The 22,648-nt window shown below is 64.2% G+C and carries 18 protein-coding genes and 1 pseudogene; 3 read left to right on the top strand and 16 right to left on the bottom strand.

Going from position 1 to position 22,648, the window contains the following annotated elements; genetic code table 11:
• The first annotated feature begins 22 nt into the window (after positions 1-22).
• Positions 23-1,015: a patatin-like phospholipase family protein gene (locus DBR34_RS01010; RefSeq protein ID WP_128095350.1), complete on the top strand. Its 993-nt coding sequence runs from the start codon at positions 23-25 to the stop codon at positions 1,013-1,015.
• Between the two features lie 245 nt (positions 1,016-1,260).
• Here DBR34_RS01010 and DBR34_RS01005 read toward each other — a convergent pair whose 3' ends face one another.
• The 6 genes from DBR34_RS01005 to DBR34_RS00980 all read right to left on the bottom strand — a co-directional run bounded on the left by DBR34_RS01005 (position 1,261) and on the right by DBR34_RS00980 (position 10,619).
• Positions 1,261-2,313 carry a hypothetical protein gene (locus DBR34_RS01005; protein WP_128095349.1) on the bottom strand — a complete coding sequence of 351 codons (1,053 nt, stop codon included), beginning with the start codon at positions 2,311-2,313 and terminating at the stop codon, positions 1,261-1,263.
• Positions 2,314-2,417: 104 nt separating this feature from the next.
• Entirely contained in the window at positions 2,418-3,479 is a 1,062-nt protein-coding gene (locus DBR34_RS01000; RefSeq protein WP_128095348.1) for a DUF6708 domain-containing protein, read from the bottom strand.
• 19 nt (positions 3,480-3,498) lie between these two features.
• The gene (locus DBR34_RS21190) at positions 3,499-6,252 is read right to left on the bottom strand and encodes a T6SS effector BTH_I2691 family protein (protein ID WP_181393866.1); all 2,754 of its coding nucleotides are present in this window, start codon (positions 6,250-6,252) and stop codon (positions 3,499-3,501) included.
• Position 6,253: 1 nt separating this feature from the next.
• Entirely contained in the window at positions 6,254-7,165 is a 912-nt protein-coding gene (locus DBR34_RS00990; protein WP_128095347.1) for a hypothetical protein, read from the bottom strand.
• Positions 7,162-9,858, bottom strand: coding sequence for a type VI secretion system Vgr family protein (tssI, locus tag DBR34_RS00985; RefSeq protein ID WP_258223603.1), 2,697 nt, complete (start codon positions 9,856-9,858; stop codon positions 7,162-7,164). Before tssI ends, DBR34_RS00990 begins: the two co-directional genes overlap by 4 nt.
• A 278-nt stretch (positions 9,859-10,136) precedes the next feature.
• Positions 10,137-10,619: an Lrp/AsnC family transcriptional regulator gene (locus DBR34_RS00980; protein WP_038691453.1), complete on the bottom strand. Its 483-nt coding sequence runs from the start codon at positions 10,617-10,619 to the stop codon at positions 10,137-10,139.
• A gap of 127 nt (positions 10,620-10,746) precedes the next feature.
• Between DBR34_RS00980 and phhA the strand changes: the two genes are divergently transcribed.
• Together phhA and DBR34_RS00970 are read left to right on the top strand one after the other, a co-directional pair.
• Positions 10,747-11,643 (top strand): phenylalanine 4-monooxygenase, encoded by an 897-nt coding sequence (gene phhA / locus DBR34_RS00975; protein ID WP_128095351.1) that lies wholly within the window; start codon positions 10,747-10,749, stop codon positions 11,641-11,643.
• Positions 11,644-11,806: 163 nt separating this feature from the next.
• Complete coding sequence (locus DBR34_RS00970) at positions 11,807-12,466, top strand: DUF4375 domain-containing protein (protein ID WP_128095345.1); 660 nt, start codon at positions 11,807-11,809, stop codon at positions 12,464-12,466.
• Positions 12,467-12,496: 30 nt separating this feature from the next.
• On the opposite strand, the gene DBR34_RS00965 is transcribed toward DBR34_RS00970, so the two are convergent.
• The 10 genes and pseudogenes from DBR34_RS00965 to DBR34_RS00920 all read right to left on the bottom strand — a co-directional run.
• Entirely contained in the window at positions 12,497-13,600 is a 1,104-nt protein-coding gene (locus tag DBR34_RS00965) for a GDSL-type esterase/lipase family protein (protein WP_128095344.1), read from the bottom strand.
• Positions 13,601-13,776: 176 nt separating this feature from the next.
• Complete coding sequence (gene kduD, locus DBR34_RS00960; protein WP_128095343.1) at positions 13,777-14,532, bottom strand: 2-dehydro-3-deoxy-D-gluconate 5-dehydrogenase KduD; 756 nt, start codon at positions 14,530-14,532, stop codon at positions 13,777-13,779.
• 66 nt (positions 14,533-14,598) lie between these two features.
• A complete protein-coding gene (gene kduI, locus DBR34_RS00955; protein WP_128095342.1) occupies positions 14,599-15,447 on the bottom strand; it encodes a 5-dehydro-4-deoxy-D-glucuronate isomerase in 849 nt (282 codons plus the stop codon).
• Positions 15,448-15,647: 200 nt separating this feature from the next.
• Positions 15,648-16,706 (bottom strand): LacI family DNA-binding transcriptional regulator, encoded by a 1,059-nt coding sequence (locus DBR34_RS00950; protein WP_128095341.1) that lies wholly within the window; start codon positions 16,704-16,706, stop codon positions 15,648-15,650.
• A 43-nt stretch (positions 16,707-16,749) separates the two neighbouring features.
• Entirely contained in the window at positions 16,750-18,330 is a 1,581-nt protein-coding gene (locus tag DBR34_RS00945; RefSeq protein ID WP_128095340.1) for a family 43 glycosylhydrolase, read from the bottom strand.
• Between the two features lie 38 nt (positions 18,331-18,368).
• A complete protein-coding gene (pelA, locus tag DBR34_RS00940; protein WP_128095339.1) occupies positions 18,369-19,526 on the bottom strand; it encodes a pectate lyase in 1,158 nt (385 codons plus the stop codon).
• A complete protein-coding gene (locus tag DBR34_RS00935; protein WP_128095338.1) occupies positions 19,499-20,782 on the bottom strand; it encodes a TRAP transporter large permease in 1,284 nt (427 codons plus the stop codon). The genes pelA and DBR34_RS00935 overlap by 28 nt, the downstream gene beginning before the upstream one ends.
• Before the next feature lie 3 nt (positions 20,783-20,785).
• Positions 20,786-21,322: a TRAP transporter small permease gene (locus DBR34_RS00930; RefSeq protein ID WP_128095337.1), complete on the bottom strand. Its 537-nt coding sequence runs from the start codon at positions 21,320-21,322 to the stop codon at positions 20,786-20,788.
• A gap of 12 nt (positions 21,323-21,334) precedes the next feature.
• The gene (locus DBR34_RS00925) at positions 21,335-22,339 is read right to left on the bottom strand and encodes a TRAP transporter substrate-binding protein (RefSeq protein ID WP_128095336.1); all 1,005 of its coding nucleotides are present in this window, start codon (positions 22,337-22,339) and stop codon (positions 21,335-21,337) included.
• 37 nt (positions 22,340-22,376) lie between these two features.
• A pseudogene (locus tag DBR34_RS00920) lies at positions 22,377-22,648 on the bottom strand (2-keto-4-pentenoate hydratase); the annotation flags it as partial.

Raw genomic sequence — 22,648 nt, 5'->3', positions numbered from 1 at the left:
CCATTCACTTTCTGCCACGCCGATGAAATCACTGCACCGTATTCGCCTGACGCTGTCTGTTGCCGCTCTCGGCCTGCTCGCCGGCTGCGGCGGTGACCCCGTGCGCCCGAACCCGCCGCCGGTCGCCACCCCGGTGGTGCAGGCCAAGCCGGTCAAGATCGGCATCGCCCTCGGCGGCGGCGCCGCCAAGGGCTTTGCGCATATCGGCGTGATCAAGATGCTGGAAGCCAACGGCTTCGAGCCGGTGGTGGTGTCCGGCACCAGCGCCGGCAGCGTGGTCGGCGCGTTGTACGCCAGCGGCATGGACGCTTTCCAGATGCAGTCCAAGGCCGTGGCGCTGGATGAAGCCAGCATCCGCGACGTGCGCCTGTTCTCCGGCGGCCTGGTGCAGGGCCAGAAGCTGCAGGACTACGTGAACGCACAGGTGGGCAACCGCCCCGCCGAAAAACTGCAGAAGCCGTTCGCCGCCGTGGCCACCAACCTGGACACCGGCGACCGCGCCGTGTTCGTGCGCGGCAACGTGGGCCAGGCGGTGCGTGCCTCCAGCAGCATCCCCGGCGTGTTCGAGCCGGTGAAGATCGGCAAGAACAGCTTCGTCGACGGCGGCGTGGTCAGCCCGGTGCCGGTGGACGCCGCGCGCCAGCTGGGCGCCGACTTCGTCATCGCCGTGGACATCTCCAGCAAGGCCAGCGGCAAGTCACCGACCGGCATGCTGGGCATCGTCAACCAGTCCATCTCGATCATGGGCCAGCGCCTGGGCGAGCAGGAGCTGGCGCGCGCGGACATCATCATCCGCCCCAAGGTGCTGGAGATCGGCGCGGCCGATTTCAGCCAGCGTGGCTACGCGATCCTGGAAGGCGAGAAAGCGGCAATGGCGGCGATGCCGCAGATCCGCGCGAAGGTGCAGCAGCTGCAGCGGGCCCGTGCGGCCGCGGTAGCGCCGCCGCCGCCGAAGCCCAAGTGCGATGAACCGTCGCGCGTGGGCCGGCTGATGGGGCGCAAGGAAAAGTGCTGATCAAGGTTCTGTAGCGCCGGGCTCTGCCCGGCTGCTCCCCTCCAAAACGAGGCAATGGCGCAGGCTCCTGCCTACGCTGCACTGCCGCTCGCCGCGTTCAATCCGTTGGACCCCGCGGCAAAGTGCCGGTTCCGACAGATGCCATTGAATGACGCTCGGACGGTGCAACCAGTACCGCGTACCCGATGTCTTAATCGCGGCATGCGTCATGGTTCTCAACATGCTGCAAATGGTTCTAGGACGTTTTAGAGGTGATCAGCATCACCCAGAACGCACCTACCGCCAGCCAGAACACACATCCAATCGCTATCGAAGCGAACAGCCAGCGTCTGGCCGGTGCGAACATGCCACCGCGATGACGCGCGAGTGTCCGCAGCTTGGAGTCCTCCGGAAGCGCTGCGAATCGTTTTTTTCCAAGGCCCCAACGCCGCTTCACCGCGGGGTCCAAGCGAGATCTTTGCAGCCACAATCTCAGCAGCCAGCAGAGGAAGCGCAATAACGGTGTTGATGATAGTGCCCAGCGCGGTCCAGCCTGACCAAGGCCTCTCCCCAAGCCAGCTGGCACCCAACGCGGGAACCATCCAGATGCTTGACGCGATGCGCTGCATCCAGCTCATATGAAGCGACGCCAGTCGGAATGCGGGTAGCGCTTCAAGAGTTTTGCCCATGTATGCCTCGAAGAACCCGTATCTCAGCGAACCAGCACTGACAACGTCCCCTCGGCCCACTACAACCTCCCTTCCAACCCTGCGCGAGGTGCTATCAAACTCTGCGAGGATGAGCAGTTGCACCTGAGCACCACCTGCGGTTCCAACGGCCCGCACTATGCGTATGAAAGGCTTCAGATTTGCCCAATCCAACGTTGTGACGCGGTCAGCACCGTAGTGCTTTACCGTCCCGTCTTCCCGATTGAACAGCACTGGCTCAATACGACTTTTGTATCTGATGGAACTTAGTATCCATATACAAAATGGAATGCTTATGCAGATAAACGCACCAGGTATCGCGGCTGCTACGTAGTCATTATGCAGCGCAATGAACTTGATCATTATGTGCATAAAAACAGCATCAACTAGTAAAATGACACCAATCATCCAGAGAGCGCCCCCCTTGGCTCCAGAGAGCATTGTCAGGTTAGGCGCAACAACTAGCTCTCTCTCACCGATGTCCATGACAAAGTCGAAATCCACCTCCTCTGGACGCCAGTGTTTCAATGGGTACATGACCCCCTCCCGCCCGCGAACAGGGGATGAGAAGTCAACCAACTCAACAGGCTCCTTTGCAACAATTTCTTTCACAAAACTGGCCTTCCGCCGTTGATGGTCGAGTTATACCTTCCCTGTAGATCCGTCCTTCATTTGCAGTGAGAAGGTGCGCTCTAGCCATCTCACCCAAAGCGAAGCTAGGGTCCTGATGAAGCACTGTTGTTGTCGACGACCTTGAGCGCCGACGCTCTGAGCTTCGCGGCCATCTCCGGGCCGTAGTCATCTGCAGTGGTCAGCTTCGGCACGGGCGCACCGGGCAGTCCGGCGCGACGAATGGCCTTGGGCCACCATGTAGGCCAGCACAGAAGCAGCGAAAGCCAATGGCAGATGCTGTGCATTAGCAGCAAGGGCGAGAGCAGAAGCGCGAATGTGAGCACCATCCCCTTGTCACCGTTGTGCCAAGAAGGCTTCATAAAACTCAAAGTTGATCGAACAGAATCCCATGGCCAAGGAAACATCGAACGAAGTCTGGTAGGACTAGGAACGGCATTGATGCCCTCCTCCATGTAACGCCGGATGTATTCCCATAGTGCTTCAGCCCTATCGCGGTCTGACAGAGTGCCGCCGACCAGACTAAAATCGTCGAAACCTGCACCGCTGTAACGCGCTGGCCAGACTAGTGCGAGCACGCCATCGCCAAGACGCGAGCCCTTGTCACCGCCGCTTATATCCGCAACGGTAGACTCCCAGGGAAATGTCACGATTCCGCCGGCGTAGGAGGGACGATTTATGTGCACCTGCCGGGTGAGTCTGTTAAAGCGAATCACAAGCCGTCGCTGAGTGAAGATCTCCAAGCGAATCCAGCGCCAGCCGAATCGGAACAGAACAATGTTGGCCGCAAGCCAAACAAGGATAGAAAGGGGAGCGAATATATATCCCTCGGTAGTGAGGGGATATCCCATAGGGCCGATGCCCGAAGAGATGCTCCCGATGCCCGGGAGAACTAGATTGAAAAATATCTGGTATTGAAGAAAATACATCAATCCAATGAATATGAATGCGACTACGCCTCGCCGATCCTCCTGCCAGGCAGCCTGTACATCCATGAATCTCTCGTTGACTGCGAATATTGCCTGCCCATCGTGAGGGGCTATATTCAAGGCCGCCAGAATTTGTGAATTGCCCTCTGCCGCTGAAATGCGAATATTCTCTTTTGACTCCTCATCAAAACAGGTTATTTTCGATTCCCAATAGATCATTTCCAAAAGGTACATCGTCTTACGCGCCCTGCTTTGTAAGTTGAAAGATCGCAAGAAGTTCTTCCGCTGAGCTCCGATATTGCCGCCTACTTTTGTCTTTCCTGAAAACACTCCTGTCGCACCATTCTTCAAGATCCGTTGGGCTCAAGACAATTATAAGGACTGTGAGTGCCGCAGCGGCCCACCCCATACGCGCGCCCCACGTCCTCAACATTAGGATTACTGCTTCGCGCGCGAGCAATCGAGCTGCCAAGCCGCTTGCATGCGTCAGCATGATGCGTAGAAGTGGATCCCGCGCACGTCCCAGCATTACCCGTAGAAATGGGGCCGAACCGGCAAAGGAGATTGTTGCGCCGATTGCGGCCGCAGACGCTGCGACTACGCCTCTGGACGCATAGGCCAGCGAAAGAATCTGGTGTTCCCGGCGGTAGCTATCATGAGCGGAAGACCCATCGAGCACCGCACCGAGCAGTCCTGCCGTACCGGCTAAAGCCCCACCATACAAACCAAGTCGCCCCCCCCATACCCGCGAGTACGCGTATGTTTGCGCTCCCCTATTGAAGTTGTTTGCGACCCAGTTCGCCCCTTCTTCAAAAATGGCAATGACCCCCCCAGTAAGCGCCATACCCGAAGCAATGAACTCGGCGCCCTCGCGGGCGGTGGCATCATCTTTGAATATGCTCTTCCCTTTGATGATGAGATTCACAGATTCGAATAGAGTAGCCATTGCTAAGACACGCCCTTGGTAGGCGCTACCAGAACGCCCCTTTGCCAACTCTCTTTCGATGCCCTCGCGAATGAACCGATTCATCTGTCCTCGCCAGTAGGCTGACATGCCATTGCCGGCCGAGCTTGCATGGAACTCCGCGACCGGAAATTGCTGAGCATACGAACCCATTCGAAGCTGCATTGCTCTCACTAGCAGCCTCATCAGTGCTTGGTCAACCACCGTGTTGGTCGCTGTGTTGTATGCCACTCGTCCAAGCTGTGCGTACCAGCTCATCAGTACACCAAGCAGACTACGCTTGAACCACGTCACTTGTCCTGCATCTTCGCATGCACGGAGTGCAGCATTCGATTTGTCAAAGAGCTCCAGCGCTTTGGATGTGAACTCCTGTGCGGACGCAGCGATCTTCCAGCCATCTACCGACCGGTGTTCGCGTCTTGATAACTCCAGTGCTTGGTGCAGTTGCTTCGCCAGCGGGAGGTGGTTGAGCGAGTATATTCGCCAGGCGAGATTCCCTTCAGCGATCTGATCCTCTCCCTCGTCCAATAGCTGCAAATTCTTCCACCACCCGTCCAGAACCAGGCGCGAGCTCTCATCTGACTCCATGCCGGACATTGCCATACCTACCTGCACCGCGAAGGCCCACCCCCTTTCAAGATCCTCTTGATCGTAGCTGCGCAATGCCAACTTCAGCATCGGACTCGTCAACCATGCCAGATGATCAGGCGCTCGTTCGCGCATTTTCTGCTCGCAAGGCGCCGCCAACACGTTGAACTCGTTCAGGATACTTGCCTGCTCTCCATCCAAAAGCGATTCTGTCTTGGCGAATTGAGCCGTGGTCAGCGCATGCGCTTCCTCGATCGATCTTTTCCGCTGTCCGAATATGTCTGCTTCGCGCGCCGCCCGAACGATGGCTATGGTCGGGCCTGGGTCAATGAATCCACCTTTTCTTTTTAGCTCCTCAAGCTCCCGCTCGGTTTGGTCGTATGGTGCATTGCTGACCGTAACCGCCCAATCTGTCGCCACCTTGAGGCGATTTTCGAGCACACCGTCTCTGAGCTCCGCATACTGGTGTGCGGCCAAATACTTCCATTCATTGTCGACACCATTCTTGTCGACAACGTGCATCCACTCCTCAACGCCCTCCATGGCGCGGTTACGCCATGCATTGAGCTCTTGGGTAATCCCAATCGCATCCTGTAGAGCGATTCCGACCCCACCAGTGCTTTGCATAAGCTGCAGTGCATCTTTCAGGACACTCAGAGATTCATCGAGCTTCGATCGATAGGGTCCACCAGGCCGCCCTGAAAACTGCGGTGCGGGCCGAGGCTCTTGCGAGTCGCAAAGGGCGGGGAAGGGTTGTTCATTCAATGCTGCGACCATCGGTTCTCGGAGTTTGGCGATGCTATTGATGTCTGTCGTCGCCATGTACTCAAGGACAAAGGATGACATCGCTCGTGGCGAGATCGCGAACTCTTGAGTCCCTTGCTGATTCATCCATTGTTGTGGGCTAAACCCCTGTAGAGAACCATTAGCAAGCAAGGCGGGCGCTTGCTCGATGAGGTCGGCTTCCTTGCTCTCAGAGAGAGGGTCGGGCGTGAAGAGCCAGTACGACATGCTGACCTCTTCGGGCGATTCAATAGCCACCATGAGTGCATTGGCCGATCCTGCCATCCGTTTACAGGCGATGTCCGATGTCTTCCTATCCGGCGGCTCACCTCGAAAACGCATCAGACGTCCACTGGGTCGAACGTAGTAGCTGTCCAAGTGACGAAATCCGCCGCGGTCCAGCACTATGTATATGTAACCTTCCCGCATCATCCTGATCGCATACTTCGAGGTCTTCAATTCCGGCAAAGACTCTCCTGCGCTTGGTCCGAGTTTCGGAACCATGTCCATAACGTATGGGTCTTCGCTAAAGAACGCGGAGTAACGGAATGGATGGATGAGCAGACCCGGCTTGTCACAATTCTTGCAGGCTCCTTGCTCGCAGGGTGATGCTGAGTTGACGGCCGCCTCCACAATTCTGTTCTTCATCCACGTCATATCAGCCTGCTCCATGCTTCATGATTAGCGTATCTCTGATTCGATCAAGCTCTTCCGGCCCCAACCTACCAAGGGTTTGGATCAATGAGTTACCCATACCAGCCTTTCCATTGAGGAGCGCGGATATGCTCGGTGACGTATGAAAGTCGCAGTCGAGTATGAGCGCGTGAGCAAGAAGGATCACCCTGTCCAAGATGTTCATTCGGCACGGTCTGCTCATTATGGACTGGGCAAAACGGTGGGCCTTTTCGATACTGACTTCGAGTACATCGAGTTTACGCAAGGTCTCAAGCGTCTCATTGATCAACTGCACCCTTTCGTAGTTGAAGCATTTTCGTATCGACCGTTCTACTGCTTGCTCGGGTCTACTATCCATGCACAACCACTGCAAGTCTGCCTGGAAGTCCAGGAAGGCCAGTCCAGAGAGTGATCGATTCACAAACTGCACTTGCTGACGTGACATCGCGTAGGGCCAGTGCGGCACGGACTTGGAGTCGAAGACTCTCATAGGGTCGCCTGATCCCATGCGTCTTTCGTTGTCTATCACCCTCCCCAAAGCTCCCTTGAGGCACTCAGTAGTTGTTGACGACCTGATCCACGCGATCACCTGCGACCTGGACCTCCTCTTTCTTGCGGCCCGGTAGAGCGATACGGACTCCTGCAAGACCTGTTCGTTCTTGCGCTCGATTTTGACCAGACGAAGAGGTGCATTGCGGTATCCATCGATCCTTATCGAGAAATGTTCAGCCGCTGTTTCTGCGCCAAATACTGAGCTCAGCCCGACCGTTGCATCTAGTAAGACATACAGATCGCTTTGGAGTGACGTGGGCCTGCTTAGCAGATAGCAGGTGTCTGCGATCAGATGTGCTTCACCTCGCCCCGCCGATTGGACAGCAATGTTGATTTCTCTCATCCGGCACTGTCCTTGTAATCGCAGCCGCCCGGCTGCCCATCGCTATGGTCTGAGCTCAGCGTCGCTGCGCTAGGCCCGGTCCACTCGCGCTGGGTGCCCTTGAACTCCACCTTCCCCGGCGCGCCCAGCTCGATGTTGTCGCCTTCGATCCGGATGTAAGCCCCGGCCGCCGTCGCAAGCAGGTGCTTGCTCGGCGCCGAGAGCTGCACATCGGCCTGGGTACTGGCGATCTTCACGTTGGTCTTGGCGGCCAGGATTGCCTGGTTCTTGTGCGCGCGCGCACTGACCTTGCCCTGCGCGGCGTGCAGCGCAATCCCACGTTCCTGGTTCGGACTCTCCGGTTTCGGCTCGGCACCAGCGGTGTACAGGACCAGCCCACCGGCTACGGCCATCGTGATCGAGCCCTGGCTGAGCCAGTTCAGCGCCACGCCTGAAGCCAGCGTGGTGTGCGTGCCACTCACCCAGACCTGGTCGGCCGGGGTCAGGCTCATCACACCGGCGACGCCGCTGCCCATCAGCACCGGCTTGTCCCAGCCCGGGGCATCGCCGTCGCCGCCGCTGATGCTGCCCGCCGCGCTGCCGCTCTGGGTAGCGCGCAGGCTTTCCTGCAGCTGCTCCAAGGCGTCGTGGGCCTGCAACTTGGTGGGTTCCTCGGGGAGTTGCGCCTGCTGGTTCACCGCCGATTCGTTGAGGTGTTGCAATAGCTCCGCGCTTTCCTGCAGCTGGGTCAAAGCCTGGTTGGCGGCCAGCTGGGGTTCGCCCGGCTCGGTGCTGAGCAGCAACCCTTGCCCTGCGCGAAGCGAGCCGAAGGCCTGCGTGGAAAGCTCCGCGCCGAAGCCGCGCTCGGTGTCGCGCACATTGTCTTCGCCACCCTTCAGGTGGCCCAGGGTGAGCGTAGTTGAATGCTGGGTGGTGGACAGCTGCGCGCGGCCCTGGCCAGGCGTGTCGTCCAGGCGCATTTGCTGGTAACCGCCCTGCCCGCCCTGGCTGTCGGCCAGTGCCTGGCTTTTGAAGCCGGTGTAGACGGCGGCATGTTCATTGCCGTCGAACCAGGCCGGTGCATTGCCGGTGGCGTTGGCACCGCCGCTGGCGACCTGGTTGTGGGCGGCATCGGTCTGGCCGCGGCCGTTGTAGACCGCGCCGACCACGACCGGGCGGTCGATGTCACCCTCGAGGAAGGCCACCAGTACTTCCTGGCCACGACGGGGCAGCACCACGCCGCCCCAGTTGTCACCGGCCCAGGGGGTCATCACCCGCACCCAGGTCCAGGCTCCACCATTGGCCGGGGCGTTGTCGTCACCACCGGGATGGGCCAAGCCGGTGCTCGATGAGCCACCGCGCTGCCACGGGAACTGCACCTTGATGCGGTGGTCGCGGTCGGACTGCAGCGGCTCGCCGTCGCTGACCACGATGGCGCTGAGCGTGCCGGTGATCGACGGGCGCGGATGCAGACGCGTGCCGTGGCCGTCTTCGGTCTGCGGGCGGTACACCACGTCGGCCGGGATGGCGACGAAGCGGTTGTCGTAGAGGGTGGTGGTGAGGTCCGGCGCGGTGTTGCCCACGGACGATCCCGTCAAGGCGCCCGGCAGGCTGAGCGGCGCCTGCGCGGCCGGCCCAAGCTGCTGCTCCAGTGCATCGAACACATCGGCCTCGAAGTTGTTGCGCGCCTGATGCTGCACCGACAGGCACAGGAACGCGGTGCCCGCGTCCACGCCCGGATGCTGCCCCAGCTGGAACTGCGCCCCGGGCGTGAGCTGGCGCCACTTGCCCTGCCCGTCAATCGTGTGGGCGCGAACTCGCAGCGCATCCAGGTGCTGCTGCGCGCGACGCTGGCCACGGGCGTTGTCCTGCCAGCCGTATGGGCCGCAGGTGTCGGCGTCCTCGCCGATGCCCTCATAGGGCGTCAGGGCTTCGGCGCTGGCGTGCCGCAGTTCAAGACTGCGATGGTCCCACGTAGTGCGGGTCACCTTCGCAGTACACCAACGTTTCGACACCGACCACTGCTGCACGCTGTCAGTGCGTTCGGAAGCATCCCCACGATGGAAGCGAACCGACCCCAGCTGCGCGGCCGCATGCTGATGGTCTGCCAGCACCAGGGTATGGGCGCCAAACGACTCGCTGCCCGGGTCGCCTGCATGCTCGAACCAGTAGTAGATGCCCTCTTCGGCCAGCAGGCGCTGCACGAAGGCCAGGTCGGTTTCCTGGTACTGCGTGGTCAGGCTGCGCCTGGCGTACAGGCTGCGGTTGGTCAGGTCCCAGCGCCATGCCGGGAGAAGACTGCTGTAGTCGGCAAATACGTTCTCGACAATATCGACCACGCTGGCGTCGTGGAACACGTAGCTGTCCACCCGCTGGCCCAGGAACGCCAACCACGGCTGCAAACGCAGGCGATAGCGGGCCAGGCCGCCGTTGCTGCCGACGCGTTCGGCAGCGGTGATGCGTCCATGAAAAGAGCGCAGGTTGCTGGTGGCCAGCTCCAGCTGCAACAGCGCCGGTTGACCGATCAGCCCATCCAGTGGGAGCCCGGCCTCCAGCGACAGTGCGGTGATTGACCATTGAAACCCCGCGCCATCGATCTGCTCGATGCCATCGAATGTTTCGGCCACCAATGCGCCAGTGCCCAGCGCCGTGTGCAGGCGCAGGAACCGGCGGGCGTCACCTGCCCGCATGGCCGCCATCAAGGCGGCGGTCATTGAACTGTCCATGTCGGTTGCCCTGCCGACTCGCCAGCATCCCTGCTCATTCGCTCTCTCCCCTGACGCACGGGCGCATGGTGCGTGGTCAGCTGCCAGGGTTTACAGAGGCAATTACGTCAGCGAACGAGAGCCACGAGGCGTCAAACGCTGCGCACGCAAGGGCGCAGCGTCTTTAGTCGGATCAGGACGAATCCAATACCCATGTTGAGCAATGGGACGTGGCTCACAGCCGACCAACGGTCGGCTCTACGGGGTGATTGCGTTTGCGATCCGCGTTATTCCAGCTGCGACAACGGCAGCGCGCGGAAATCCTTCACCGTGCGCAGCACGAAGCTGGAGTTGACGTCGGCCACGCCGGCGGCGTTGAGCAGTTTGTCGAGCAGGAAACTGGAGAAGTGCTCCAGGTCGCGCACGTAGATGTGCAGCAGGTAGTCCATGTCGCCGGTGAGCGCGTGGCAGGCGACCACTTCATCCCACTCCACCACGCTGTCGGCGAACACGCCGATGGCGTGCTGATCATGCTTTTCCAGCTGCACGCGGACGAAGGCCTGCAGGCCCAGGCCGATGCGCCGGGGTTCCAGCCGCGCGCCGTAGCCGGCGATCACGCCTTCGTTCTCCAGGCGCTGCACGCGGCGCAGGCAGGCCGACGGGGACAGATTCACCCGGGCGGCCAGTTCGGCGTTGGTGGCACGGCCGTGCTGCTGGATTTCAGCCAACAGGCGCAGATCCGTGCGGTCGAACTGGGGTTCTCCGGCCATTGCTGCTCCGCAACATGAGGTGGACGCAACGATATTGCGCCAGTTGGGCATATCCGCGCAACTTTGCAATCCTCTTGCGCGCCCCCTGCCCTAGCATCGTCACATGACTTCCCAGGAGACCACCACGATGGAAACCGCCACCGCCCCGCGCCGCGTCGAACACCAGCAGACCGACAAGGGTTACGTGCCGGTGTATACCACCGCGATCGTGGAACAGCCCTGGGACACCTACACCGCCGACGACCACGCCACCTGGAGCACGCTGTACCAGCGCCAGCGTGCGCTGCTGGAAGGGCGTGCCAGCAAGGAGTTCCTGCACGCGCAGGACGAGATGGGCATGAGCGCGCACATGATTCCGCGCTTCGACCAGCTCAACGAGGTGCTGGGCGCCGCGACCGGCTGGACGCTGGTGGGCGTGGAAGGGCTGCTGCCGGAACTGGATTTCTTCGACCACCTGGCCAATCGCCGCTTCCCGGTGACCTGGTGGATCCGCCGGCCCGACCAGATCGACTACATCGCCGAACCGGACATGTTCCATGACCTGTTCGGGCACGTGCCGCTGCTGATGAACCCGGTGTTTGCCGACTACATGGCCGCCTACGGCCGCGGTGGCGTCAAGGCGCATGCGATCGGCCCCGAAGCGCTGCAGCACCTCACCCGCCTGTACTGGTACACGGTGGAGTTCGGCCTGATCAACACCGACGAAGGCCTGCGCATCTACGGCGCCGGCATCGTGTCGTCCAAGGGCGAATCGCTGTACTCGTTGGAGTCGGCCGCGCCCAACCGCATCGGCTTCGACCTGGAGCGGATCATGCGGACCCGCTACCGCATCGACACCTTCCAGAAGACGTACTTCGTCATCGACAGTTTCGAGCAGTTGATGGAAGCGACCGCGCCGGACTTCACCCCGATCTACGCAGCGCTGGAAGCCAAGGAGCATCTGCCGGCCGGCGACGTGCAGGACGGCGACACGGTGTTCCAGAAGGGCACCGGCGAAGGCTGGGAAGACGGCGGCGACGTCTGATCGGTAGCGCCGACGGTTGGTTGGCTGCCGTTCGCGCGGCGTCGCGGCGGGCGCCGTGTAGATGGAGCAGGCGACCAACGGTTGGCTCTACCCGTTGTTGGAATTGGTGTGCGGCCATGGCCTGCTATGGTCTTCGGCCCTGCTCTTGCCGCTTTCCACCGCCATGCCCCTGTCCGCCTTCCGCATCCAGTCCATCCACTTCGACGCCACCCACGTGCACCTGCAACTGGCCAACGGCGCGCAGGTGGGTGAATTCCTCACGCGCAATCCGCGGCTGGAGAAAGCGTCGGCGAAGAAACGTGCGCAGTGGGTATTGACCGACGATGGCCTCGGCGCGAACTGGCCGGCGCTGTGGCCAGCGTCGGCTAGCGGCATGGTCAACGTGCTGGACCTGCTCTGGGATGCGCGCTACGAAGGGGCGATGCAGCGTCTGCATGCCCTGGACTGGACGCTGGACGCGCTGTCGGCGCAGGACCAGCAACTGGTGGCGCTCTGGCGGATGGAAGCGGACATCAACAACGGTGGCTTCATGCAGTTCCTCTGCAACTGGGGCGACCCCACCTGCCAGCTGGCGCTGCAGGGGCTGCGTGCCATCGGTGCGGTCCAGACGCATGCGGCGCTGGCCGGCATGCGTGGGCTGCTGGATCGCCTTGAGGATGATCCGGCGGTGACGGAGTTGAGCGATCTGTACGAGGCCATGACGCCCGAGGAGCAGGACGCGCTGGAGCAGTTTGAAGAGGCGTACTACGCGCGCCCCGAGGACCTGGCCAGGTTCGGCCTGCTGCATTTCGGGCCGGAACCGTGCGAGGGCCACGCGCAGTAGGCAGGGCCGGTGCCGACCAACGGTCGGTACCTACCGGGGATAGGCCAGCAGCACCACCAGGTCATCGTCGCCCACCTGCTGCAGCGCGTGCAGGCTGCCGGTACGCGTCAGCAGCGCGTCGCCTGCCGCCACGTCATGCTGTCTGCCGTCCAGCACGTAGCTGCCGCGCCCGCTGACGATGTAGTAGATCTCATCCTTGTGCTGCGGGTGCAGGCCGATACCGGCGCCCTTGTGCAGCACGCGCTTGCGCAGCACGAACGGCAGGTCGGTGTCGTTGGCGAAGAACGGGTAGGCGGTGGTGGGGCCGGCGCCGCCATGCGGGCCGGGCTGGGTGATCGCGATGTCGCGCTCGTGCACCACGCGCGAGGGTTTCGAGGCATCCGCGCCCTGCCCTGCATTGCGTACCTCGCAATCGATATCGCGTTTGAGCGCGGGTTTCAGCGTGGGCTGCAACGCAACCCAGTCGCGCACGACCAGGCACGCGACAGCGTTCGCACCGGCGGTACTGAAGTGGGTGCCGTCGGCCTTGTTCTGGTCGGGCACGAACAGGAAGTACGGCCGCGCGCCCTGCTCGCCCAACGCGCGGATCCAGCGCGTGGAGCTGTCGTTGAGGTCGATCAGCGCCACCTGCTCACGCGTGGCCACCTGTTTCATGGCCTGGGTGTACAGCGCGTGGGTGTCCAGCAGTGAGCCGAAGTCGTACAGCAGCCGTGCCACCGGGGTGATCAGCACCGGCGTGGCGCCTTTGTCGCGGGCCAGCTGCACGTAGCGCAGCAGGAACTGCGGGTACGCAACGGCAGGATCGGTGTAGCGCGTGGGGTCTTCAAACTTGGCGTCGTTGTGGCCGAACTGGATCAGCAGCACGTCGCCGCGCTGGAGCTCCGCCGTAATCGCGTCCAGTCGTTTTTCGTCGATGAAGCTGCGCGTGCTGCGGCCGCCCTTGGCGTGGTTGCGGACCTCCCACACGGTGGGATCGAGATAGCTCTGCAATGCCTGGCCCCAGCCCGCCTGTGGCGCGCGTTCCGGGCCGTATTCGGCGGCGGTGGAATCACCGGCGATGAAGACGCGGTGCGGGGCGCATAGCGCGCCGGGGGCCGCGAGCAGCAGCGACAGGGACAGCAGCAAACGCAACATGGTCATGCTCCTGGGTGGAGAGCTGCCGGCCAGCGGCCGGCACTACCGGCGTGCATCTGGGGGAACGCCCCCTGGGTCAGGGGCGACCGCGAAGCGGTGGGCGCTGGAGGTAACGATTGCCTGGGGCCCACGATCTGCAGCGCAGATCGTGGGTGCGCCAGCGCGGCGCGATGGTGTTACCGGGCGAGCCAGCCGCCATCAACCGGCAGCACGGCGCCGTTGACGTAATCCGAGGCGCTGGACGCCAGGAACACGGCCGTGCCGCCCAGGTCTTCCGGGGTGCCCCAGCGCGCGGCCGGGATGCGGTCGAGGATGGACTTGTTGCGGTCCTCGTCGGCGCGCAGCGCGGCGGTGTTGTCGGTGGCCATGTAGCCCGGGGCGATCGCGTTGACGTTGATGCCCTTGCTGGCCCACTCGTTGGCCAGCAAGCGGGTGATGCCGGCGATGCCGCTCTTGCTGGCCGTGTACGACGGCACGCGGATGCCGCCCTGGAAGGACAGCATCGAGGCGATGTTGATGATCTTGCCGCGGCCTTGGGCGATGAAATGCCGGCCGGCGGCCTGCGAGATGAAGAACGCGGACTTGATGTTGACGTTCATCACGTCGTCCCAGTCCTGCTCGCTGAAGTCCACCGCGTCGGCACGACGGATCAGGCCGGCGTTGTTGACCAGGATATCCAGGCCACCCAGGCCTTCGATGGTTTCGCGGATGACCCGCTCGACCGGCTCGATGCTGATCAGGTTGGCTTCGATGGCCAGGCAGCGACGGCCCAGCGCGGTGATGGCGGCGATGGTCTCGGTGGGCGGCTGGATGCCGGCCACGGCGACGTCGGCACCGGCCTGCGCCAGTGCCACGGCGATACCCTGCCCCAGGCCGGTGTTGCCACCGGTGACCAGGGCGACCTTGCCTTCCAGACTGAACGGATTAGCCATTGCGTATGCGGTCCTTTTCCAATGCGGCACAGACGCCGCCCGCGCGATGCGGGCGGCGTGCGGGGGTCACTTGAGCTGGCAGATGTCCAGCACGTGCATGTCGGTGTAATCCAGGTTTTCGCCGCCCATCGCCCAGATGAAGGCGTAGTTGCTGGTGCCGGCGCCCATGTGGATCGACCACGGCGGGGACACCACCGCTTCGTTGTTCTGGATGACGATGTGGCGCTGCGCGTCGGGCTCGCCCATGAAGTGGTACACGCGGTCGTTCTGGCCGAGGTCGAAGTAGAAATAGACTTCGCTGCGGCGGTCGTGCAGGTGCGGCGGCATGGTGTTCCAGACGCTGCCGGGCTTGAGCACGGTCAGGCCCAGCAGCAGCTGCGAGGACTGGCAGGTGGCCGGCACGATGTACTGGTAGATGGTGCGTTCGTTGCTGGTTTCCAGCGCGCCGCGATCCAGCGCCACGGCGTCCTTGATCGACAGCTGCTTGGTCTCAAAGCGCGCGTGCGCCGGCGTGGAGGCCAGGTAGAACTGCGCCGGGGTGGCGGCGGCGTCGGAGGCGAACACCACGTCCACGCTGCCCATGGCCACGTACAGGCCGTCCTTCGGGCCGAGCTTGAACACGGTGCCGTCCACGGTGACGGTGCCGCTGCCGGCGCCGACGTTGATGATGCCCAGTTCGCGACGCTCCAGGAACGGATGGCCGGCGGCCGACACCGGCTCGGTCTGCGTGGGCAGCGACAGCGGGCCGTTGACCGGGGCCGCACCGCCGAGCACGAAGCGCTCGTAGTGGGTGTACTTCAGCGTCACCGCATCGGCGTTGAACAGGCCGTCGAGCAGGTACAGCTCGCGCAGGTCGTCATTGCTGGCGCCCTTGATGGCGTCGGGATGGGTGGCGTAGTGGGTCTTGCAGTACATGGCGTCTCCAGAGCAGGGGTGGGGCAGCAGGTCGGCCCCGGCGCGATTTGGTCAAAGTGTAGCGAGTTGGTAAACCGGTGTCATTTTGCGTTGCACGATATCGCCGGGCGGCCCGGGGCCGGGTCAGGACGGAAGGCGGCACCACAAGGGAAGCGTCACGACCAACGGTCGGGCCTGCCGAGGGTTGCCCCCTCGGGGTCTCAATCCTCGGGCGGTTGGCAGGAGTCGCGCACGATCAGGTGCGGGCGCACGCTGGCGATCTGCAGCGCGGCCTGGCCGTCGGGCTGGATCAGCATGGCCGCGGCGGTACGCCCGGTGTCGCGGGTGTGGCGGCGCACCGAGGTCAGCGACGGCCACAGGCGCGAGGCCAGCGGGCTGTCGTCGTAGCCGATGATCGACAGCTGGCGCGGGATGTTGATGCCGGCGCGCAGCGCGACCTTGTAGATGCCGGCCGCCATTTCATCGTTGCCGGTGAAGATGGCGGTGGGGCGCTGCTTGCCCAGCAGCAGCTTTTCGGCGGCGGCCACGCCCGATTCAAAGGTGTAGCCGGCCTCGACGATGCGCGCCGGGGGCAGCTCGATGCCGCGCTTGGCCAGCGCATCGATGAAGCCGGCCGTGCGCTCGTGCGCCGAGCGGTAGGCGCTCGGGCCGGTGACCAGCGCGATGTCGCGATGGCCCAGCGAGAGCAGGTAGTCGGCCGCTTCGGCGGCGCCGTCGCGGTCGTGGGTGACGACCATCTGCGAGGTGTCGTCCAGTGGCAGCGAGGCGATGCGGGTGAAGCGGACGCCGATCTCATCGAGCATGTCCACCAGCGCCTGGTCTTCGGACGCACGCGGCACCAGGATCACGCCGTGCAGTTTCTGCTGCTGCACGAAGCGACGCACGCCTTCGATGTAGCCGGGGCTGCGCGAGTCGCAGGGGTGCACCACCAGTTCGAAACTGGAGCCACGCAGCGCGTCCAGCGCGCCGTACTGCATGTCCACGATGTACTGCGCGGTGGGGTTGTCGTACACCATGCCGATCAGGAACGAGCGCCGGAACGCCAGGCCACGCGCCAGCGGATCCGGCGTGTAGCCCACCTCGCGCATCAGCGCTTCCACCTTGTCGCGGGTGTCTTTGCGCACCAGCGGCGAGTTGTTGATGATGCGCGAGACGGTCTTCTTGGACACCCCGGACAGGCGCGCGATGTCGTTGATCGTGGCGGCCTTGCCTTTGGTCAATCCGTGCGGCGACGGATCGGTTTTGCTGCGCAATGACATGTCGTTCAAACCGGGGATGAGTCAGGGGATTCTAGCGGGCAGCTCAATCGAGAGCGCGGTAGCGGAAGTTGCGGAACTCCACCTTGCCCTGGCCGGCGGCGTACAGGGCCGGCTTCAGGGCCAGGAACTTGCCCGCCACATTGTGATGGTAGCCGGAGACTTCCATCTGAACCGGGTACTTCTGCCAGGTTTTGCCATCGGTGCTGGAATGGAAGGTGACGATGTGGCGGTTGTTGGTGACCCGCAGCCACAGCGTGCCCCCCTGGGTACTCGGCGCCAGCCGGGTGGGGCGCTCCTCGCCGTAGCGGTGCATGATGAACTTCTCGCCGTTGCTGCCCACCCCCACGTACAGGCGGTCGCTGTAGTAGAGCAGGGCACCGCCCACCGCGCCCGGGGCGACGTGCATCTCGACCTCGAACTGGTAGGCCGTGTCGCCGGCGATGGCGGTCAGCGGCGAGCTGTCGCGGGGGGTCTCGCCCTTGCCCTGCAGCACCAGGCCCTTGCCGGTGAAGTCCAGCCGCGCGTACTCGTCCTGGGCCGGGTTGAAGAACGACCACTGCGGGCCCAGGCGCGTGCCACGGAAGTCATCCGACAGCGCCATGCCGTGCTGGCCCACCGAGGTGCCCGAGGGCTTGGCCAGCGGCTGCCCGAGGTCGCCGCCCTTGGCCACGAACCAGCCATCGGCGGTCCATTCGATCGGCTCCAGCAGGGCCTGGCGGCCCAGCGTCCAGTACCCGTTCTCGTAGCCGTGGTACATCATCCACCAGCGCCCGTCGGTGCCCTCGATGACGGTGGCATGGCCGCGCGACCACCACGGCTCGGCGGCCGACCGGGTGCGCATGATCGGGTTGTTGGGCGCGTTCACCCACGGGCCGTGGATCGAGCGCGAGCGGGCGGTGATCACCATGTGCCCGGTGGGCGGGCCGGCGGTACCGCCCACGGCAGTGGTCATGTAGTACCAGCCATCGCGGAAATTGATCTTCGGGCCTTCCTGCGCGTAGGCCTCCACGTCCCAGCTCTCCGGGTATTTCCAGCCGTCGTATACGTGCCTGGGCGTGCCGACCACGCTCAACCCGTCGTCGGCCAGCTGCACGTAGTCGCCGCCGCTGAGGAACAGATAGCGCTTGCCGTCTTCGCCCACCGCGTGGCCCGGGTCGATATACGCCCCCAGCCCGATGTCGATCGGCTCGCTCCAGGGGCCCTTGATGCTGTCGGCCCAGACCACGAAGTTGCTGCGGGTTTCGCCGGTACGGGCCGGGAAATAGATGTAGTAGCGGCTGCCGTGCTTGACGATGTCCGGCGCCCAGATCGCCCCCACGTTCCGGGTGATGGCATGGCCCAGCGGCTGCCAGTTGACCAGGTCGCGCGAGTGCCAGATCGGCAGGCCAGGGTAGGCATCGAACGAGGACAGGGTGAGGTAGTAGTCCTGCCCATCCTTGAGCACCGAGGGGTCCGGCCGGTCACCGGCGAACACCGGGTTGAGGAAGGTGCCATTGCCGAGGTCGGCCTGGCGCTGGTTCTCGATCCCGCGATTCCAGGCGGTGGAAGGCTCGGCGGCGTGGCCGGCGCCCGCCAGCAGCAGGCAGGCGGTGGCGAAGCTGGCCAGGGTCGTCCTCAAACGCATCGTGTGTCTCCCTTGAACATGGCGTGGGTCGGCCGCGCTCAGCGCGCCCGGGTCCCGGCAGTGCGCTGTTGCCAGCGCGGGTAGTCGGTGGTGATCAGGGCCTGCGGCCAGGTGCCGTACCAGTGGTAGCCGGTGCGGCGCTCGCGCGGAATCGCATCGAAACGGGCCACCCGTTCGCCCTCGCGGTTGGCCAGCAGCACCGAACTGTCGTGCAGGTCGTGGAAGCGCCCCCACAGCAGCGGCGCGCCGGCATCGGCGACCAGGCGGCGGTCGACGGTGGTGCGATGGAACTGGAACTGCGCCGGGGTCGTCTCGAAGGTCTCCAGCCGCCAGCCGGTCAACGCATGCGCCTGGAACCACGCCATGGCGGCGTTGACCGAGGCGACCACCGTCGGCGACGGATCCGGGATCGACATCAGGTAGCGCACCACGCCCACACTCTCGTCGGTGACCAGGGCCGGCAGTTCGAATTTCCGGCCCTGTGCGGGCTGCAGGGTGGTGCGGTCGTACTGCCCGGCCCAGACCGTGGGCACGCCGTCCTGGCGCACCTGCAGGCGCAGCAGGCAGGCATCGCCGGCGGCCACGGCGGCCTGCACGCGGGCCCGCTGTCCGGCACTGATGAAACCGAACAGCGGCTCGCGCAGCACCCGCCGCAGCGTGGTCAGCACGCCGCTGGTGACGTCGTCGGCGAAGGGGATGTGGCCGTGGTACGCGGTGCGCGATGGCACCGAATGCGGCCAGCCGCCACAGCTGTCGATCTGCTCGGCAAGGATGAAGTCCAGCCCGCGCACGGCCGCGTCGCGATAGCGTACGTCCCCGCTGCGCGCGAACGCTTCGCCCAGGTAAGCCACCTGGGTGTAGACGTTGCGGTTGTCGAAGCTGCCCCCGGGCGTGGCCTGATCTGCCAGCACCTGCGCACGGGCGGTGTCGTGGAGAATCCGCTGCGGGTCCTGGTTGACCGCCCAGCCACCGCCGCGTCGCTGCAGGAGCACCAGGTTGTCGGCGATCTGCCGGTACTGGTCCGGGCGGTAGCGCGGGTAGGTGGTGCCGTGCCCGCTCTGCCAGTGGTTGATGCCGTCCTGGAAGCCGCGCAGCGTGATCTCCGGGCCCTGCGCCAGCGCGGCGCAGGGCAGGGCGATCCACAGCAGGACCGCGAGCCGCCGCACGCTTACGCGCGCAGCAGGGCGGGCAGCCACAGCGACAGTTCCGGGAAGAAGGTGACGATCAGCAGCACGCCAAGTGCGGCGAACCAGAACGGCCAGATCGAGCGCATGCTCTCGCCCACGCTGATCTTGCCGATCGCGGTACCGATGAACAGCACCGAGCCCACCGGCGGCGTCACCAGGCCCAGGCCACCGGTCAGCACCAGCACCAGGCCGAAGTGGATCGGATCGATGCCATAGGCCTTGGCCACCGGCAGGAAGATCGGCGTGCAGATCAGGATCATCGGCGCCAGGTCCATGAAGGTACCCAGCAGCAACAGCATCACCACGATCATCAGCAGCACCATGAACTGGCTGTGCGCGAAGGACTGCAGGAAATCCACCGCCGCCGCCGGCACTTCCAGGTACGCCAACAGCCAGCCGAACACCGCCGCAGTGGCGATCACGAACAGGATCACGCCGGTGCTGCGCGCCGCATGGGTCACCGTGCCCATGAACTCGCGCCAGTTGAGCTGGCGGTACAGCACGGTGGTCACCAGCAGCGCGTAGACCACGGCGATGGCCGCGCTTTCCACCGCGGTGAAGATGCCCGCGCGGATACCGATGAAGATCAGCGCCACCAGCCCCAGGCCGGGCAGGGCCGACACCAGCCGCAGCAGCACCGCGCGCCAGCCGGGGAAGATTTCCACGCCATAACCACGACGGCGCGCGACCACGTAACCGGTGATCATCAGCGCCACGGTCATCAACAGCGCCGGCACGATACCGGCCGCGAACAGGTCGGCGATCGACAGCCCGCCGCCGGCCGCGGCCGAGAACAGGATCAGGTTGTGCGACGGCGGCACCAGCAGTGCCACCAGCGCGGCGGTGATGCTCACGTTGACCGCGAAGTCGCGGTCGTAGCCGCGCTTGACCATCTGCGGAATCATCGTGCCGCCCACTGCCGAGACATCGGCGATGGCCGAACCGGACACGCCACCGAAGAACAGCGAGGACAGGATCGACACCTGGCCCAGGCCACCGCGCATGCGCCCCACCAGCGACGAGGCCAGCGAAATCAGGCGTTCGGAGATGCCGCCGCGCATCATGATTTCACCGGCGAAGATGAACAAGGGAATGGCGATCAGCGAGGCCGAACCGGTACCGGCCGAGATCTGCTGGACCAGCACCAGGGTAGGCAGGTCGAGGTACCACAGCGTGGCCAGGGCGGCCGCGGCCAACGCATAGGCCACCGGCACGCCCAGCAGCAGCAGTACCGCAAAAACGGTAAACAGGATCGTGATACCCATGGCTCAGCGGTCTCCCTCGGCAACGGTGTCGGCGTCGACGGGCAGCACGGCCTGCACCATCTGGTTCACGGCGAAGATCGCCATCAGTGCGCCGCCAATGGACAGCGGCAGGTAGTTGATGCTCTGCGGCAGGTTGGCGCCGGCGGCCTTGATGTCCAGGCCGTCCAGCAGCAGCACCGCGGCCCACCAGGCAATCACGGCACCGAGCACGGCCACCACCAGCGCGGCGAACACGTCCACCGCGCGGCGCAGGCCCGGGCCCATGTGCGCGGCCAGCAGGAAGAAGCCGAAGTGGCGGCGGGTATGCACGCCGGTGGCCGCGCCCAGGCTCATCGCCGTGGCCAGCAGCAGCAGCGTGACCGGCTCGGTCCAGCTGGGCGAATCGTTGATGACGTAGCGCGCGAACACCTGCCAGCCCTGCACCACCACCAGCCCGAGCAGGGCGATGACGGCGATATGGATGGCCACGTCGGCGATCACGTTGAGCACGCGCTGCGGCGCGCTGACGATGACGGGGGTTTCGGAAGTCGGGTCGGACATCGCGTCGGGGCCTCAGGCGAAGTCGCGGATGCGACGGGTAAGCGCGGCCAGCGCCGGCTGCTGCAGGTACTGCTGCAGGAGCGGGTCGGCGGCCTTGCGGAAGGCCGGCATGTCCACGGCGTTGAACGTGATGCCGAAGTCGGCCACGGCCTGGCGGGCGGTGTTTTCCGAGGCGTCCCACTGCTCGCGCATCACCGTGACCGATTCACGCGCGGTCTCGATCACCAGCGCGCGGTCGGCCGGGGTGAGCGCCTCCAGGCTCTGCCGCGACATCAGCAGCACGTCCGGCGCGTAGGAATGGTCGCTCTGCGACCAGTAGTGCGCGGCCTCGAAATGACGGCTGGAATGGAAGCTGCGCATGTTGTTTTCCGCACCGTCGATCATGTGCGTTTCCATGCCCGAGAAGGTGTCGCCCAGCGACATCGGGGTCGGGTTGGCGCCCAGCAGGCGCATCAGCTGGATGAAGATGTCCGAGGACGCCACGCGCAGCTTCAGACCGTGCAGGTCCTTGGGCTCCACGATGGGGTGCTTGGTGTTGTAGAAGCAGCGCGCGCCGGAATCGTAGATGGCCAGGCCGACCAGGTCGCGGGTCTCGAAGCCCTTCAGCACCGCGTCGGCGATGCCGCCGTCCAGCGCGCGACGCATGTGCGCCACCGACTCGAACACGTAAGGCAGGCACAGTGCCTGGGTCAGCGGAAAGGCGTTGTTGAGCGCACCGGAGTAGACCCGGGTGATGTCGATGGCACCGAAGCGCGCCATGTCGATCGCCTCGGACTCACGGCCGAGCTGGCCGGAGTGGTACTGGCGCAGCTTCAGGCGGCCGCCGGTCTTGTGTTCCAGCTGCTGGCCGATCCACTTCACCGCGGTCACGGTGGGGTAGTCGGCGACGTGGACGTCGGTGGCGGTCAGCAGCTGCGCACCGGCCGGCGCGTTGCTGGTTGACCGCGAACAGGCTGCCAGCGCAGGCACGGCAAGCGCGCCCAGACCGGTGCCAAGGAAACTTCTGCGAGTGAACATCTGCGCCCTCCCAAGCGGACTGTCCATGGCTGCTCGGTTACCCGGCAGCGATGGCCCTGCAGGTAATGTCGCCGTAACCGGCGAAACGGATCAGTGCCTGTTGGCCTACGGCAATGTCGTGGATGCCGGTGGCGTTGCCGCTGGCGATCAGGTCGCCGGCCTTCAACGGCCGCCCGCGCTGCGCCGACCGGCCCAGGGCGAAGGCATAGGCGGTACGCAGGCCACCGGGCAGCAGGGTGGCACCGCCGGTACCGACCACCTCGCCGTCGATGCGGGTTTCCGCACGCAGGTCGGCATCGTCCAGGCGGG

The sequence above is a fragment of the Stenotrophomonas sp. HMWF003 genome, assembly GCF_003061285.1.
Taxonomy (GTDB): domain Bacteria; phylum Pseudomonadota; class Gammaproteobacteria; order Xanthomonadales; family Xanthomonadaceae; genus Stenotrophomonas; species Stenotrophomonas maltophilia_AP.
The sequence above is the reverse complement of the archived record's forward strand: the minus strand, read 5'-3'. Positions and strand labels throughout refer to the sequence as shown.

Excerpts from the sequence above, each read along its gene's own strand:
- DBR34_RS21190 (WP_181393866.1), bottom strand. The coding sequence starts at position 6,252 with ATGACGTGGATGAAGAACAGAATTGTGGAGGCGGCCGTCAACTCAGCA.
- DBR34_RS00945 (WP_128095340.1), bottom strand. The coding sequence starts at position 18,330 with ATGCGTTTGAGGACGACCCTGGCCAGCTTCGCCACCGCCTGCCTGCTG.
- DBR34_RS00990 (WP_128095347.1), bottom strand. The coding sequence starts at position 7,165 with ATGAGAGAAATCAACATTGCTGTCCAATCGGCGGGGCGAGGTGAAGCA.
- DBR34_RS00935 (WP_128095338.1), bottom strand. The coding sequence starts at position 20,782 with ATGGGTATCACGATCCTGTTTACCGTTTTTGCGGTACTGCTGCTGCTG.
- DBR34_RS00980 (WP_038691453.1), bottom strand. The coding sequence starts at position 10,619 with ATGGCCGGAGAACCCCAGTTCGACCGCACGGATCTGCGCCTGTTGGCT.
- DBR34_RS00970 (WP_128095345.1), top strand. The coding sequence starts at position 11,807 with ATGCCCCTGTCCGCCTTCCGCATCCAGTCCATCCACTTCGACGCCACC.
- tssI (WP_258223603.1), bottom strand. The coding sequence starts at position 9,858 with ATGACCGCCGCCTTGATGGCGGCCATGCGGGCAGGTGACGCCCGCCGG.
- DBR34_RS00925 (WP_128095336.1), bottom strand. The coding sequence starts at position 22,339 with ATGTTCACTCGCAGAAGTTTCCTTGGCACCGGTCTGGGCGCGCTTGCC.
- phhA (WP_128095351.1), top strand. The coding sequence starts at position 10,747 with ATGGAAACCGCCACCGCCCCGCGCCGCGTCGAACACCAGCAGACCGAC.
- DBR34_RS00965 (WP_128095344.1), bottom strand. The coding sequence starts at position 13,600 with ATGTTGCGTTTGCTGCTGTCCCTGTCGCTGCTGCTCGCGGCCCCCGGC.
- DBR34_RS00950 (WP_128095341.1), bottom strand. The coding sequence starts at position 16,706 with ATGTCATTGCGCAGCAAAACCGATCCGTCGCCGCACGGATTGACCAAA.
- DBR34_RS01010 (WP_128095350.1), top strand. The coding sequence starts at position 23 with ATGAAATCACTGCACCGTATTCGCCTGACGCTGTCTGTTGCCGCTCTC.
- DBR34_RS01000 (WP_128095348.1), bottom strand. The coding sequence starts at position 3,479 with ATGATCTATTGGGAATCGAAAATAACCTGTTTTGATGAGGAGTCAAAA.
- kduD (WP_128095343.1), bottom strand. The coding sequence starts at position 14,532 with ATGGCTAATCCGTTCAGTCTGGAAGGCAAGGTCGCCCTGGTCACCGGT.
- kduI (WP_128095342.1), bottom strand. The coding sequence starts at position 15,447 with ATGTACTGCAAGACCCACTACGCCACCCATCCCGACGCCATCAAGGGC.
- DBR34_RS00930 (WP_128095337.1), bottom strand. The coding sequence starts at position 21,322 with ATGTCCGACCCGACTTCCGAAACCCCCGTCATCGTCAGCGCGCCGCAG.